This is a genomic window from Polaromonas sp. P1_F9 (assembly GCF_056405615.1).
This window is the reverse complement of the sequence record NZ_JBFUBT010000002.1, coordinates 510,317-523,984: the sequence shown is the minus strand read 5'-3', so window position 1 is coordinate 523,984 and position 13,668 is coordinate 510,317. Positions and strand designations below refer to the sequence as shown.

12 protein-coding genes are annotated in these 13,668 nt (G+C 62.5%); 5 read left to right on the top strand and 7 right to left on the bottom strand.

Translation table 11 applies throughout. The features are described from left to right. Positions 1-57 precede the first annotated feature (57 nt). From AC1DYR_RS07735 to AC1DYR_RS07705, 7 genes are all read right to left on the bottom strand, one after another. Entirely contained in the window at positions 58-2,274 is a 2,217-nt protein-coding gene (locus AC1DYR_RS07735; RefSeq protein ID WP_477704575.1) for a copper-transporting P-type ATPase, read from the bottom strand. A gap of 138 nt (positions 2,275-2,412) precedes the next feature. Further along, positions 2,413-2,829 carry a hypothetical protein gene (locus AC1DYR_RS07730; protein WP_477704574.1) on the bottom strand — a complete coding sequence of 139 codons (417 nt, stop codon included), beginning with the start codon at positions 2,827-2,829 and terminating at the stop codon, positions 2,413-2,415. Between the two features lie 131 nt (positions 2,830-2,960). Next, positions 2,961-3,755: an SDR family NAD(P)-dependent oxidoreductase gene (locus tag AC1DYR_RS07725; protein ID WP_477704573.1), complete on the bottom strand. Its 795-nt coding sequence runs from the start codon at positions 3,753-3,755 to the stop codon at positions 2,961-2,963. Further along, the gene (locus tag AC1DYR_RS07720; RefSeq protein ID WP_477704572.1) at positions 3,752-4,393 is read right to left on the bottom strand and encodes a 2-dehydro-3-deoxy-6-phosphogalactonate aldolase; all 642 of its coding nucleotides are present in this window, start codon (positions 4,391-4,393) and stop codon (positions 3,752-3,754) included. The genes AC1DYR_RS07725 and AC1DYR_RS07720 overlap by 4 nt, the downstream gene beginning before the upstream one ends. A 36-nt stretch (positions 4,394-4,429) precedes the next feature. Beyond that, on the bottom strand, positions 4,430-5,311 hold the full coding sequence (locus AC1DYR_RS07715) for a 2-dehydro-3-deoxygalactonokinase (RefSeq protein ID WP_477704571.1): 882 nt from the start codon (positions 5,309-5,311) through the stop codon (positions 4,430-4,432). After that, positions 5,308-6,240 (bottom strand): sugar kinase, encoded by a 933-nt coding sequence (locus AC1DYR_RS07710; protein WP_477704570.1) that lies wholly within the window; start codon positions 6,238-6,240, stop codon positions 5,308-5,310. The genes AC1DYR_RS07715 and AC1DYR_RS07710 overlap by 4 nt, the downstream gene beginning before the upstream one ends. A gap of 136 nt (positions 6,241-6,376) precedes the next feature. Next, the gene (locus AC1DYR_RS07705) at positions 6,377-8,116 is read right to left on the bottom strand and encodes an IlvD/Edd family dehydratase (protein WP_477704569.1); all 1,740 of its coding nucleotides are present in this window, start codon (positions 8,114-8,116) and stop codon (positions 6,377-6,379) included. A gap of 90 nt (positions 8,117-8,206) precedes the next feature. Here AC1DYR_RS07705 and AC1DYR_RS07700 point away from each other — a divergent pair, with 90 nt between their 5' ends. The 5 genes from AC1DYR_RS07700 (at position 8,207) to AC1DYR_RS07680 (ending at position 13,662) form a co-directional block, all read left to right on the top strand. Beyond that, complete coding sequence (locus AC1DYR_RS07700; RefSeq protein ID WP_477704568.1) at positions 8,207-9,169, top strand: 2-hydroxyacid dehydrogenase; 963 nt, start codon at positions 8,207-8,209, stop codon at positions 9,167-9,169. 130 nt (positions 9,170-9,299) lie between these two features. Continuing rightward, complete coding sequence (locus AC1DYR_RS07695) at positions 9,300-10,676, top strand: ABC transporter substrate-binding protein (protein WP_477704567.1); 1,377 nt, start codon at positions 9,300-9,302, stop codon at positions 10,674-10,676. A gap of 72 nt (positions 10,677-10,748) precedes the next feature. After that, positions 10,749-11,621, top strand: coding sequence for a carbohydrate ABC transporter permease (locus AC1DYR_RS07690; RefSeq protein WP_477704566.1), 873 nt, complete (start codon positions 10,749-10,751; stop codon positions 11,619-11,621). Continuing rightward, a complete protein-coding gene (locus tag AC1DYR_RS07685; protein ID WP_477704565.1) occupies positions 11,618-12,469 on the top strand; it encodes a carbohydrate ABC transporter permease in 852 nt (283 codons plus the stop codon). The genes AC1DYR_RS07690 and AC1DYR_RS07685 overlap by 4 nt, the downstream gene beginning before the upstream one ends. 122 nt (positions 12,470-12,591) lie before the next feature. After that, positions 12,592-13,662 (top strand): ABC transporter ATP-binding protein, encoded by a 1,071-nt coding sequence (locus AC1DYR_RS07680; protein WP_477704564.1) that lies wholly within the window; start codon positions 12,592-12,594, stop codon positions 13,660-13,662. Positions 13,663-13,668 lie beyond the last annotated feature (6 nt).

Sequence of the window (13,668 nt, the reverse complement as noted above, 5' to 3'; positions counted from 1 at the left end):
CCTTGTCATCGCAGCATAGCAATCAAACCGGGCGAAGTCAGCCCTGTTAAGCACCGGTTACAAACGCTTCCCGCGCAGCCTCAGTGCATTGCTGATCACCGACACCGAACTCAGGCTCATCGCCAGGGCCGCGATCATGGGCGACAGCAGCCAGCCGGTAAAGGGAAAGAGCAGCCCCGCGGCCAGCGGGACACCGAGGGAGTTGTAGACGAAGGCAAAACCGAGGTTCTGCTTCATGTTGGCGATCGTCGCCTCCGAAATTTTCCGGGCTTGCGCGATGCCGCGCAAATCACCTTTGACCAGCGTGATCTGGGCGCTGTTCATGGCCACGTCGGTACCTGTGCCCATGGCAATGCCCACGTTGGCCTGGGCCAGGGCCGGGGCGTCATTGATGCCGTCGCCGGCCATGGCAACGATATGGCCTTCATCTTGCAGGCGCTTGACCAGTGCCAGCTTGTCTGCCGGCTGCACGCCGCCGTGCACTTCGTCAATGCCCAGGCGCCCGGCGATGGCTTTGGCTGTGGTCAGGCCGTCGCCTGTGGCCATGATCACGCGCAAGCCAGCGGCTTTGAGCGCCGCCAGCGCCTCGGGCGTGCTGGCTTTCACCGGGTCGGCCACGGCGAGCAGGCCCGCAAGCTTGCCGTCGACCGCCAGGTGCATCACGCTGGCGCCTTCGGCCCGCAGGGCCTCCGCCTGGGCCAGCAGCGAATCTACTGACACGCCAGCTTGCGCCATCAACGCCGTATTGCCGAGTGCGAGCAGCCGGCCGGCTACACGCCCGTTGACGCCGATGCCGCTGGCGGACTCGAAGTTCTCTGGCGTGTCCAGCGCCAGGCCGCGCGCGCGTGCTGCGGCCACCATGGCTTCGGCCAATGGGTGTTCGCTGCCCTGGTCCAGGCTGGCGGCCAGCCGCAGCACTTCGTCGGCGCTGAAGCCCACTGCGGGAACTGCGCGGTCGAACGCCGGTTTGCCGGCCGTCAGCGTGCCGGTCTTGTCGACGATCAATACGTCGACGGTGCGCAGGTGTTCAATCGCCGCCGCATCGCGGAAAAGAATGCCCTGGCCAGCCGCCTTGCCCGTGGCGACCATGATGGACATCGGCGTGGCCAGGCCCAGCGCGCAGGGGCAGGCGATGATCAGCACCGCCACCGCGTTGATCAGGCCGTAAACCCAGCTCGGCTGCGGGCCGAAAAATCCCCATCCCAGAAAGGTCAGCACGGCCACGGCCACTACGGCCATCACAAACCAGCCGGCAACCTGGTCGGCCATGCGCTGCAGGGGTGCCTTCGAGCGTTGGGCCAGCGCGACCATCTGCACGATTTGCGACAGCATGGTTTGCGCGCCGACGCGCTCGGAGCGCATCACCAGGGCGCCGCTGGTGTTGAGCGTGGCGCCTATCAGCTTGTCGCCCGGACGCTTGCTCACGGGCAGGGGTTCTCCGGTCAGCATCGATTCATCAACGGCGCTGCCGCCCTCGGTAACGACGCCGTCGACGGGCACTTTTTCGCCGGGGCGCACGCGCAGGCTGTCGCCCACGTGCACGTGGGTTAGCGGCACGTCTTCCTCGGTGCCGTCGGCCTTGATGCGCCGCGCGGTTTTTGGCGCCAGCCCCAGCAATGACTTGATTGCGGCGGAAGTTTGCGAGCGCGCCTTCAGCTCCAGCATCTGGCCGAGCAGCGTCAGTGAAATGATCACGGCCGCCGCCTCAAAGTAAACCGCTACACGGCCCATGGAAATAAACGACTCCGGGAACACACCGGGCGTGAGGGTGGCGACCACGCTGTAGGCAAAGGCCGCGCCTGTTCCCAGGCTGATCAGGGTCCACATGTTCGGGCTGCGGTGGGCGACTGACTGCGCGCCACGCACAAAGAAGGGCCAGCCTGCCCACAATACGACCGGCAGGCTCAGCACCAGTTCTATCCAGCTCTGGACAGTCATGTCGAACCAGCCGAGCTGGTGGCCGAACATGGCCAGCACCGTCACCATCATGCTCAACGGCAGCGTCCACCAGAAGCGGCGCGTGAAAGATAGCAATTCCGGATTTTCATCCTCGTCGAGGCTGGGCATGACAGGCTCCAGCGTCATACCGCAGATCGGGCAATTGCCCGGGTGATCCTGCCGGATTTCCGGATGCATGGGGCAGGTATAGACCGTGCCGCCGGCCACCGCGGTATCGCCATGGACGGTTGGCGTTGCAGCGCCGACGGCCGCCGTGCTGGACCCGTGAGAAGCTTGAGATGAGTGAGATGAGTGAGGAGAGTGGGCGTGGTTCATGAAGGGCATCCTTTCCCGCGTTGCAGGCTTGAAAATCAGGCATCGAGGAAAGATAAACCCTCCCATAGGGGAAAGGTCAAGCCCGCCGTTGGCATCTCCTGGAGTCGCAGCGCTCCGCCCCTGGCGACGCTGTAAAACTCAGGGTTTGGCTGGAACCGGAGGCAGGCGGTCCATCATCATCTGCATCATGGACTGCATCATTTCCATGCGTTTTTCCATCATCTGTTGGCGCGCGGCCGGGTCGTTGCCTGGGCCCTGCATGTTGCCCATCATCCCGCCCATGCCACCCATCATGCTCATGCTTTCCTGCATGAGTTTGTGGTGTTCAGCCATCAGGGCACTACGTTCTTCGGGGGTTTTTGCGCGCGTCATGCGGTCGTGCATGGTGCGCATGGCTTTCATGTGCTCGTCCATACGCACCATCGGCATGGGTTGACCTGGAGCAGCCGCCGACGCGCCAGGGTGGTGCGCTGCATGGTCGGTGGGTGTCTGGGCACAGCCGGCCAGGCCGAGGGTGGCGGCGGTAGCGAGAATGGAAATCAGGCGTATTGACATGGTGGTGAACTCCAGAAGAGGAGAGCCCAGTCTATTGATACGACGGGGTTTGCGGGCCACGTTTTGCGGCCTGCATGATCCATGTCAACTGCGCAGGCAATTTTGGCCCTGCTTTCGCGGGATGGCTGACCCTAGACGGGCACGGTGTAGTTCAGCGTCATCCGACCGCCATCCACCACCACGATCTCACCGGTGATGTAGCTCGCGGCGTCGCTGGCCAGGTAGGCCACCGTGTCGGCGATCTCCGAGGGCTCGCCCAGGCGCTTCATGGGCGTGCGGCTCATGATCTTGGCCTTGGCCTCGTCGCTGGTGAGCACGGCCCTGGCGGCCAGTTCGGTGGCGATAGTGCCGGGCGCAACCGCGTTGACGCGCACGCCCTGGCCTGCCAGCGACAGCGCCATCACGCGCGTGAGCTGGTTGATGCCGCCCTTGCTGACGTTGTAGCTGGCAATGGTGGGAATGGCGAGCACGCCGTTGACCGAACTCATGTTGACGATGCTGCCCTTGCCGGCGGCCGCCATCACGCGCGCCACGGCCTGCCCGACCAGGAAGGAGCCCTTGAGGTTGATGCGCAGTACGGCGTCGAAGTCGGCTTCCGTCACGTCCAGAAACTCTGCGGCCTTGAAGATGCCGGCATTGTTGACCAGCACGTCGATGCGGCCGTGCGCGGCCACGGTTTGTTCAACCAGCGCATCGACCTGAGCCTTGTCGCCCACGTCGCAATGAACATACAGGCCGCCGAGTTCTGTGGCCAGCGCCGTGCCGCGCGCGTCGTCTATATCGGCGATGACGACCTGCGCTTGCTCACGCGAAAAACGCCGTGCGCAGGCCTCGCCGATACCTTGGGCACCGCCGGTGACGATGCAGACGCGGCCCGCCAGTCCGAATGATACCTGGGTAGTATCTGTAGATGAAATAATGCTCATGCCCTTATGGTACCAGCGCAAGCAGCTATAAATTCCATAGCAGATTCGGAGACCTGGGCGGCGGAAGAACCTGGTTTGTAGAGTGCCGATCCGATGCCGAAACCGTTCGCGCCCGCGGCAAGGTAGGGCGCCATATTGGTGGGCGTGATGCCGCCGACCGGCAGCACTGCGGCTTGCGCGGGCAGTACCGCGCGAAGGGCTTTCACGACCGCCGGGGTAATCATTTCGGCCGGGAAAATCTTCAGCCCTGTCGCGCCCGCTTCGAGCGCAGCAAATGCCTCGCTCGCAGTCATGATGCCGGGCAGGCACACCAGGCCGAGGCGGACAGCTTCGCGCACCACCGCCGGGTTGAAATTGGGCGAAACGATGAGCTGGCCACCCGCGGCGTGGACGTCACGTACGGCTTCAGGAGTCAGCACCGTGCCCGCACCGACCAGGGCCTGCGGAAAGGCGCTGGCCATGGCGGCAATGCTGTCCAGCGGCTGGGGTGAGTTGAGCGGAATTTCGATCAGCGTCCAGCCCGTGGCAACGAGTGCCTGGCCGACGGGCAGGGCCTCCGCCGGCGTTAGTCCGCGCAGGATGGCCACCAGGGGGAGGGCGCCGAGGGCCTGGGAAAATTTTTCGTGTGCGTTGTTCATGGTGTTCTGTGGGTTGAGGCGCAATACTGCGCCGGGTCAGGCCAGGGTATCGGCGATGGCCCGCAGGCCGCGCCAGGTAGCACCCGCACCCACGCGCTTCACGGGCACGCCGAGCTGGGCCAGTGCCTGTTCGTAGCGGGCCGTGAGGGCTTCCGCGCCCATCACCACCACGGGCTCGCCGCGCGGCAGTGCCTGGGATTTGAGTTCTTCACCGATGACCAGACCCGACAGGTAGCTGGGCAGGGCCTCGGTGGCCATCCGCTGGAACAGCGACAGGGTGCGTGTGCTGAAGGCGGTGTTCAGCAGGCCGGGACCGGCCAGCGCATGGGCCACGCCCTGGTCAAAGGCGGCGGCGTCCAGCGCAGGTTCGTCGTCTGGCAGCATGCGTGCGAGGATGGATTGGCGGCGCAGCAGCGCATAGAACTCGCCGGTCATCCAGGTCGAAAAATCAGTGACCTGCCGATTTTCGACGGTGACCCATTTGCTGTGCGTGCCGGGCAGTACCAGCCGGGCATGGGTCAGACCCAACAGTTGCAAGGCGCCAAAGATCTGCGTTTCCTCGCCGCGCATGACGTCGGGCACGCCGCCCTTGTCTATGCTCAGGCCGGGCACGATGGCGATGCGGCCGGGCTCCACCCATTCCAGTGCGGCGGCGATCGCGTCAAAGCCGGCGGGGCAGGCGCAGTAGGGCGCTTCGCGCCAGCCCTGTTTGCTGCCGGCCATGCCGGAGACCAGGCACAGCGTGCCTGACGTCATCCAGTCAGCAAAGCAGTTTGCAAAAACCTCCGGAAAGGTACCGGGAGCGACAGTCAGGATGCCGCGTGCGAAGGAACGTTCGTCCAGGGCTGTGCCGGCGCCGTCGATCAACGCGCCGCGCAGTGAAGAGCTGCCCCAGTCGACTGCCAGAAGGCGGTTCACAGCAGGGCCCTGACCTGTTCGGGACGCGGCAGCGGAGCGACCGCGCCATAGCCCTGCACCGTGAGGGCGGCCGCTGCATTGGCATAGCGGGCCGCATCAAAGACGTTGTCGCCCGCCGCAATGCGCGCCAGCAGGTTGCCGCAAAAGCAGTCGCCTGCACCGGTGGCATCCACCAGCTTCACGGTGTGCACGGGTACGCGCTCGCGCCGCGTGCCGTCGCTGACCAGCGCGCCGTCGCCGCCGAGCTTGAGCACCACGGTTTTGGCGCCCAGGGCATGGCCCCAGTCCACGACCGCGTCGGGGTCCGTCATGCCGTTGAGGGTGGTGATGTCTTCCAGGCTCGGCAAGAAAATGTCGCATAGGGAAATGGCATGGCGGGTGCAGGCAAGGGCCCGGTCCAGCGGCCAGAGCTTGAGTCGAAGATTGGAGTCAAACGACACGAGGGTACCGGCCTCTTTGGCCAGTTTCATCGCGGCAAACGCTGTGTCGCAGGCGCTGGCGGAAATCGCCAGCGAGATGCCCGATACATGCAGAACCTTGGCTTGGCGCACGGCATCGGCCGCGCCGGCCTGCTGCAGCCAGGCCGGTGTCATGCGACTGGCCGCGGAGCCCGCGCGCAGGTAGCTGAATTCATGGCCTTTGGGGCCATGGGTGACGAAGTACAGGCCGGTGCTGGCCTCGCTGTCCTGCTGGACCGCTTCCGTGGAAACCTTCTCCGCGGTCCACAAGGCCATTAGCGAGTGGCCGAAGGTGTCGCCGCCTAGGCGGGTGAGATAGGCGGTGTTGGCGCCGGCGCGCGCCGCCGCGATCACGGCGTTGCTGGTGTCGCCGCCAAAACCCTGCAGGTAGTTAGGCTGGCCGGCAGTGGTCTGGTTGAATTCCATCATGGCTTCGCCGAGCGCGACGACATCGAATTTTCTGGCTTGCATTGATTGGGTTTCCTGGCTTCTTCCGGCATCCCGGCGCGGGGCTTTTCAGGGAAGAAAACCTGAAAGCACGTCGCGCTTCAAACCCCCCGATGGTACCCGCGGGCCGGGGCGGCCCCGTACCCGCGCTGTACCCGGCTTAGTGGTTGTCGCGCGGCACGAACGAACCGCGCTTGCCCACCAGGAAATCCAGGTCTACGCCTTCATCGGCCTGCAGCACATGGTCGATGTATAGCTTCCAGTACCCTGAAGACAGCGGCGGCTCGGGCGCTTTCCAGCTGGTCATGCGCCTGGCGAGCTCTTGGTCACTGACATGCAGGTGCAGCCGGCGATTGGGCACATCCAGTTCGATGATGTCGCCGTTTTGCACCAGGGCCAGTGGTCCGCCTGCTGCGGCTTCAGGCGCGGTGTGCAGTATCACGGTGCCATACGCTGTTCCGCTCATGCGGGCGTCGCTGATGCGGACCATGTCGGTGATGCCTTTGCGCAGCACCTTGGGCGGCAGCGGCATGTTGCCGACTTCGGCCATGCCGGGGTAACCCTTGGGCCCGCAGTTCTTCAGCACCATCACGCAGTTCTCGTCGATGTCCAGGTTTTCATCGTCGATGCGCGCATGGAAATCTTCAATGGTTTCAAAGACCACGGCACGGCCCTTGTGCACCATGAGTGCGGGCGTGGCCGCGCTGGGCTTGATGACCGCGCCGCGCGGCGACAGGTTGCCCCGCAGCACGGCGATGCCGGCCTTGTCCTTGAAGGGTGTGGAGAGCGGCATGATGACATCGGTGTTGTAGTTTTCCGCATCAGCGATGTTCTCGCCGATGGTTTTGCCGTTGGCTGTGATGGCGCTGGTGTGCAGGTGCTGCGCGATTTCCTTCATCACGACCGGCAGGCCGCCGGCGTAGCAGAAGTCTTCCATCAGGTATTTGCCGGAAGGCTGCAGGTTGACGAGGCAGGGCAGCTCGCTGGCCAGGCGGTCGAAATCATCCACCGTGAGCTCCACACCTATGCGGCGGGCGATCGCGATCAGGTGAATGACGGCGTTGGTCGAGCCGCCGATCGCGGCCAGCGTCTTGATGGCGTTTTCAAACGCTTCGCGCGTGAGGATTTTCGAGAGCGTGAGGTCTTCATGCACCATCTCGACAGCGCGGCGGCCGGCCATGCGGGCCAGCACGTTGCGCCTGCCGTCCACCGCGGGGTAGGCGGCGTTGCCCGGCAGGCCTATGCCCAGGGCTTCCACCATGCTGGCCATCGTTGAAGCTGTGCCCATGGTCATGCAGTGGCCGTGGCTGCGGTGCATGCAGCTTTCGGCCTCAAAAAACTCGGCGAGTTTGAGCGTGCCGGCCCGCACCTGCTCGCTCATGCTCCAGACGCCGGTGCCCGAGCCCAGCTCCTGGCCGCGCCATTTGCCGCTCAACATAGGGCCGCCGCTGACGCCCACCGTGGGCAGATCGACGCTGGAGGCGCCCATGACCAGCGAAGGTGTGGTCTTGTCGCAGCCCATCAGCAGCACCACGCCGTCGATGGGGTTGCCGCGAATGCTTTCCTCGACGTCCATGCTGGCCAGGTTGCGGTAGAGCATGGCGGTGGGGCGCAGCAGGGTTTCGCCCAGCGACATCACCGGGAATTCGAGCGGGAAACCGCCGGCCTCATAGACGCCGATCTTGACCTGCTCGGCAATCGTGCGGAAATGCGAGTTGCAGGGCGTCAGTTCGCTGAAGGTATTGCAGATGCCAATGACCGGGCGGCCGTCGAACTGGTCGTGCGGGACGCCTTTGCCCTTGACCCAGCTGCGGTAGGCAAAGCCGTCGCGGTCCTGGCGGCCGAACCATTGCTGGCTGCGGAGTTCGTGGGCGGGTTTTTTCTTGGGTGGTGTGCTCATGCGGGAAAGTCCTTAAATCTTCAAACATATTATCGTCATACCATTGACCGGGCTATCTTAGTGAAAACCATGACCACAGGAGTTCGTCCCTTGTCCGTCCCGTCCAGCCGCCCGCACATCCTCACCGTCGCCAAGCTTCCGCCCTTCCTGATGGAGCCGCTGCAGGCCGCTTATGAAGTCCATGACAGGCTGCATGAAAGCGACCCGGCGGCTTTCGCCAGGGTGGCGCCGCTGATCCGCGGAATCGCCGGAGGCGGGGAGTCCAAGGTGCCGCGTTCCCTGATGGAGCAACTGCCCGCTCTGGAAATTGTTTCCATCATGGGCGTGGGTTACGACGGTGTGGACGTCGACGCTGCGCTGGAAAAACGCATTCCGGTTACCCACACGCCCGGCGTGCTCAACGACGAGGTGGCGGATCTGGCCATAGGTCTCATGCTGTCGGTGGCGCGCCGCATACCGCTGGCGGACCGTTATGTGCGCGCCGGCCGCTGGGCCAAGGAGGGGCCCATGCCGCTGGCGCGCAAGGTCTCGGGCGCGCGCCTGGGCATCGTCGGCCTGGGCCGCATAGGCCAGGCCATCGCGAGCCGGGCGGAGGCCTTCGGCATGTCGATCGCTTACACCGGGCGCGGCGCGAAGGCGGAACTCGCTTACACCTTTTACCCCACTGCGCACGCACTGGCCGCGCAAGTGGATTTCCTGATCGTGATTACGCCGGGCGGCGCTGGAACGCACCACATGATCAATGAGGAGGTGCTCAAGGCCCTCGGGCCCGAGGGCTACCTGATCAACGTGGCGCGCGGTTCGGTGGTCGATGAGGCGGCCCTGGTTGCCGCATTGCAGCAAGGCGTGATCGCCGGTGCGGCGCTTGATGTGTTCGAGAAGGAGCCGCATCCCACGGAGGCGCTCTGGTCCATGGACAACGTGGTGCTGACGCCGCACATGGCCAGCGCAACGGTGCAGACGCGCCATGCCATGGCCAACCTGGCCGTGAACAACCTGCGTGCCCATTTTTCCGGGCAAGCCCTCTTTACCCCTGTGCCGGAATGGCATTGAATCAGGGGCAGGATGCTTCGGGTTTTCCATAGAAGAATCGGGGTTTAATCATCATATGATAACAATGCGTCAACGAACCCTTTAGAGTTTTTTGCCGTTCAACAACCCACCCGCAGAGGAGACAAACCCAATGAGACTCAAGACAATTCTGGCCGCCGCGATGGTCGCGGCCGGCCTTATCACGGCGGGGCAGGCTGCCGCCCAGGAAAAGCTCACCGTCTGGTGGGTCAAAGGCTTTTACAAGGCCGAAGACGACGCCCTGTTTGCTGCCATCAAGAAATATGAAGACAAGCACAAAGGCGTCAAGATCGAGCTGTCGCAGTACCCGGTGCAGGACATGATTCCGAAAACCGTCGCGGCCCTCGATTCCGGCAGTCCGCCCGACGTGGCTTATGCCGACGTCTATGACTTCCAGGTCGCCGGCAAGTGGGCCTTCGACGGCAAGCTTGAAGACATCAGCAGCGTGATCAACCCCATGCGCGCGCGCTTTGCACCCAACACGGTGGAAACCGCCTTTCTCTATAACGACGTCGCCAAGACCCGGGCCTATTACGCCTTTCCGATGAAGCAGCAAACCATGCATATCCAATACTGGGTGGACATGCTTAACGAAGCCGGCTTCAAGGAATCCGATATTCCTACCGGCTGGAAGGACTACTGGTCATTCTGGTGCGACAAAGTGCAGCCGGCTTATCGCCAGAAGAGCGGCAATCGCACCTTCGGCATCGGTCAGCCGCTGGGCGTGGATTCGAGCGACTCCTTCTATTCGTTCCTGACCTTCATGGATGCCTACAACGTGAGCCTGGTCAGCGACAGCGGTAAGCTGCTGGTTGATGACCCGAAAGTGCGTGCCGGCCTGATCGGTGCGTTGACCGACTACACCCAGCCGTACGCCAAGGGCTGCACGCCACCGTCGTCCACCAGCTGGAAAGACCCGGACAACAACGTCGCTTTCCACAACAAGACCACCATCCTGACCCATAACGCCACGATCTCCATCGCCGCGAAGTGGCTGGACGACATGAACAACGCGGCCCTGAAACCAGAGGAGCGCGAGCTTGCGAAAAAGAATTACACCGAGCGTATTCGCACCGCGGGCTTCCCGAACAAGCCTGATGGCAGCAAGATGGTTTACCGTGCCGCGGTCAAAGTGGGTGTGGTGTTCAACCAGGCCAAGAACAAGGCCCGCGCCAAGGAGTTCGTTTCCTTTCTGATGCAGGAAGAGAACCTGACGCCGTATGTGGAAGGCTCGTTGGGTCGGTGGTTCCCGGTGACCAAGGCGGGGCAGCAGCGGCCGTTCTGGAAGGCCGATGCGCACCGCCAGTCGGTCTACAACCAGTTCATGAACGGCACGGTCAATTTTGAGTTCACCAAGAACTACAAATTCACCATCCTGAACAATGAGAACGTCTGGGCCAAGGCGGCCAACCGCGTCATCAACGAAAAAGTGCCGGTGGACAAGGCTGTTGATGAAATGATTGCCCGCATCAAAACCGTGGCCAACTGACCTTTCGCTGACTGAAGAAAGCCGCGCTGCCCGGACTGGATCGTCCAGACGGGTGGCGCGCGTACCAAAAGCATGAGCACTGCAATCATCGACCAGGCCGGCCCCTCTTTGCGCGCAGAGCGCGGAGCCATGACTTCATGGGAGAAATGGGGGCTGGTTCTTGTTATTCCCTATCTGCTGATATTTCTGATTTTTGTTATTTACCCGGTAGGGTATGGCCTGTGGCTCGCACGCCATCCCGAGAGTTATGTCCGGCTTTTTGCCGACCCGATATTCTTCCGCTCACTGGTCAATACCGTGATCTTTATCGTCGTAGCGGTCAACGTCAAGATGGTGGTCGCGCTATTCCTGTCGGGATTTTTCCTGAACACGCGCTGGTGGGTCAAGGGCCTGTCGGTCGTATTTATCCTGCCTTGGGCGGTGCCGTCGATTCCGACCATCCTGTCCATGCGCTTCATGCTCAATCCTGAGTGGGGTGTCATCAATACGCTCATTTACAAGATGACCGGCGTTGACGGGCCCAACTGGCTCAATGATCCGACGCTGGCGCTGTGTTTTTCGATGTTGGCTCACATCTGGAAGTCGTTGCCGTTCTGGACGCTGATTTTGCTTGCCGGCCGCATGGCCATTCCGGCCGAGCAGTATGAAGCGGCGTCGGTAGACGGTGCCACCATCTGGCAGAAGTTCCGGTTTATCACCTGGCCGTCGATGCGCTCGCTCTACCTGACGTCGACCATCCTGTCGATGATCTGGACGCTGGGCGACTTCAACAGCGTTTATCTGCTCACGGGCGGCGGGCCCGCCGATCTGACTCATGTGCTGGCTACGCTCGGCATCCGCTATTTGCGCCTGGACCAGGTGGATTTGTCGCTGGCGTCCATTGTCGTGGCCCTTCCCCTCGTCTTGCCGCTGGTGTATTTCATGATGAAAAGGTTGTCCAGATGAGCCGCATCACACTTCGCAAGGTGAGCCGCGAGGCCAGACTGCTGTTGATTGGCATCCCGGTGCTGCTGTGGACGCTGATTCCGATTTACCACATGGTGCTGTTTGCAATTTCGCCAAGAAACGAAGCCACGACGGGGCGGCTCTGGCCTAAAAGTCCCACATTGAGCAATTTCGAGACAGTGTTCTGGCAAAAGCATTTCTACCTCGACCACTTCTGGGTGCAGCTGGGCAACTCGCTGGTGATCGCGCTGTCTGTGGGCGTGCTGACGCTGGTGATTTCCACCACCGCGGCATTTGCGATCAGCCGTCTCAAAGTGCGCGGCGGCCGCACGGTGATGAACATGGCGCTCTTCACCTACTTCATTCCGGCCGCCTTCCTGGCCGTTCCCATGTACAAGACCATGGGTAACTACGGCATGCTCAACCACCAGTGGTCGCTGATTCTGGCCATGGTGACCATCGCCTCGCCGTATTGCATCTGGGTGCTCAAGCAGGCCTCCGACAAACTGCCTTACGAACTCGACGAGGCGGCCAAGATGGACGGTGCTACGGCGATGCAGCTGTTTCGGCTGGTTTACCTGCCGCTCATGGTGCCGTCACTGGTGGCGGTTGGCACCTATGCGCTGTTGCTGGCCTGGAACGAGTATCTCTACGCCTTCCTGCTGCTGTCCAGGGACACCAGCGTGACGCTGGCTGTGGCGTTGGGTAATTTCCTGGCGGCCGACGATTCGCCCTGGGAGCTGCTGATGGCCACCGGCCTGATTTACGCGTTGCCTCCGGCGGCTATTTATTACACATTCAAGCGTTACATGGTGTCCGGCCTGACGGCCGGCGCCGTGAAAAGCTAAAAGTATGGCCCCCACGCTTGTCACTTCGTGTATTGCGCGGCCCTCCGAGGGGGCCGCAACCGGCTTGGGGCGGCCCGGCGCCGGTTGGGCCCCGGTCTTTATCAGGAAATAACGGGAATCTCATGGCATCTGTATCGTTTCGCAATATCGAGAAGGCCTTCGGCAAGGTCAAGATCATTCACGGCATCAGCTTTGACATCTCCGACGGCGAATTCGTCGTTCTGGTGGGGCCGTCGGGCTGCGGCAAGTCCACGCTGCTGCGCATGCTGGCCGGGCTTGAGGAAATCAGCGGCGGTGAAATGTCGATTGACGGCAAGATCATCAACGAGCTGGATTCCAAGGACCGCGACATCGCGATGGTGTTCCAGAGTTACGCCCTGTACCCGCACATGACGGTGCGAGACAACATGGCCTTCAGTCTGAAGTTGCGCAAGGCCGATGCCGAACTCACCAACAAGCGCGTCGGCGACGCCGCCCGTATCCTGAACCTGGACCCGCTGCTGGACCGGTTCCCGCGGGAGCTGTCAGGCGGGCAACGCCAGCGTGTGGCCATGGGGCGAGCCATTGTGCGCGACCCCAAGGTCTTCCTGTTCGATGAGCCGCTTTCCAACCTGGATGCCAAGCTACGTGTTGCCATGCGTGCTGAGATCAAGGCGCTCCACCAGCGCCTGAAGACCACGACTGTCTATGTCACCCACGACCAGATTGAGGCGATGACGATGGCTGACCGCATCGTTGTCATGCACGATGGCATCGTCGAGCAAATCGGCACACCGCTCGAATTGTTCGATCGTCCCGGCAATTTGTTCGTTGCGCAATTTATTGGTTCCCCGTCCATGAATGTCTTCAAGGGTGTGTTGCGCCAATCGGCTGGGCAGGCCTGGGTAGAGGCGCAGGGACACCGGTGGCCCATTGGAGCGATTTCGCAGGCGCGCGACGGCCAGGCGGTGCACTATGGCGTACGGCCCGGTGACATCTCGCTGTCGACAAGCGGGCAGGGCATTCCTGCAAAGGTGATTGTGGTGGAACCCACCGGTGCCGAAACCGAACTTTTGCTTGATGTCGGTGGCGCCAACGTCATACTGGTGATGCACGGCCGAACAGCGGTGCGGCCAGACGATATCGTTCATCTCGAAATCGCGAACGGCAAGAGCCATGTTTTTGACGACGCCAGCGGTGCCCGTCTGGATTGAGGCGCA

Excerpts from the sequence above, each read along its gene's own strand:
- AC1DYR_RS07735 (WP_477704575.1), bottom strand. The coding sequence starts at position 2,274 with ATGAACCACGCCCACTCTCCTCACTCATCTCACTCATCTCAAGCTTCT.
- AC1DYR_RS07730 (WP_477704574.1), bottom strand. The coding sequence starts at position 2,829 with ATGTCAATACGCCTGATTTCCATTCTCGCTACCGCCGCCACCCTCGGC.
- AC1DYR_RS07725 (WP_477704573.1), bottom strand. The coding sequence starts at position 3,755 with ATGAGCATTATTTCATCTACAGATACTACCCAGGTATCATTCGGACTG.
- AC1DYR_RS07720 (WP_477704572.1), bottom strand. The coding sequence starts at position 4,393 with ATGAACAACGCACACGAAAAATTTTCCCAGGCCCTCGGCGCCCTCCCC.
- AC1DYR_RS07710 (WP_477704570.1), bottom strand. The coding sequence starts at position 6,240 with ATGCAAGCCAGAAAATTCGATGTCGTCGCGCTCGGCGAAGCCATGATG.
- AC1DYR_RS07705 (WP_477704569.1), bottom strand. The coding sequence starts at position 8,116 with ATGAGCACACCACCCAAGAAAAAACCCGCCCACGAACTCCGCAGCCAG.
- AC1DYR_RS07695 (WP_477704567.1), top strand. The coding sequence starts at position 9,300 with ATGAGACTCAAGACAATTCTGGCCGCCGCGATGGTCGCGGCCGGCCTT.
- AC1DYR_RS07690 (WP_477704566.1), top strand. The coding sequence starts at position 10,749 with ATGAGCACTGCAATCATCGACCAGGCCGGCCCCTCTTTGCGCGCAGAG.
- AC1DYR_RS07685 (WP_477704565.1), top strand. The coding sequence starts at position 11,618 with ATGAGCCGCATCACACTTCGCAAGGTGAGCCGCGAGGCCAGACTGCTG.
- AC1DYR_RS07680 (WP_477704564.1), top strand. The coding sequence starts at position 12,592 with ATGGCATCTGTATCGTTTCGCAATATCGAGAAGGCCTTCGGCAAGGTC.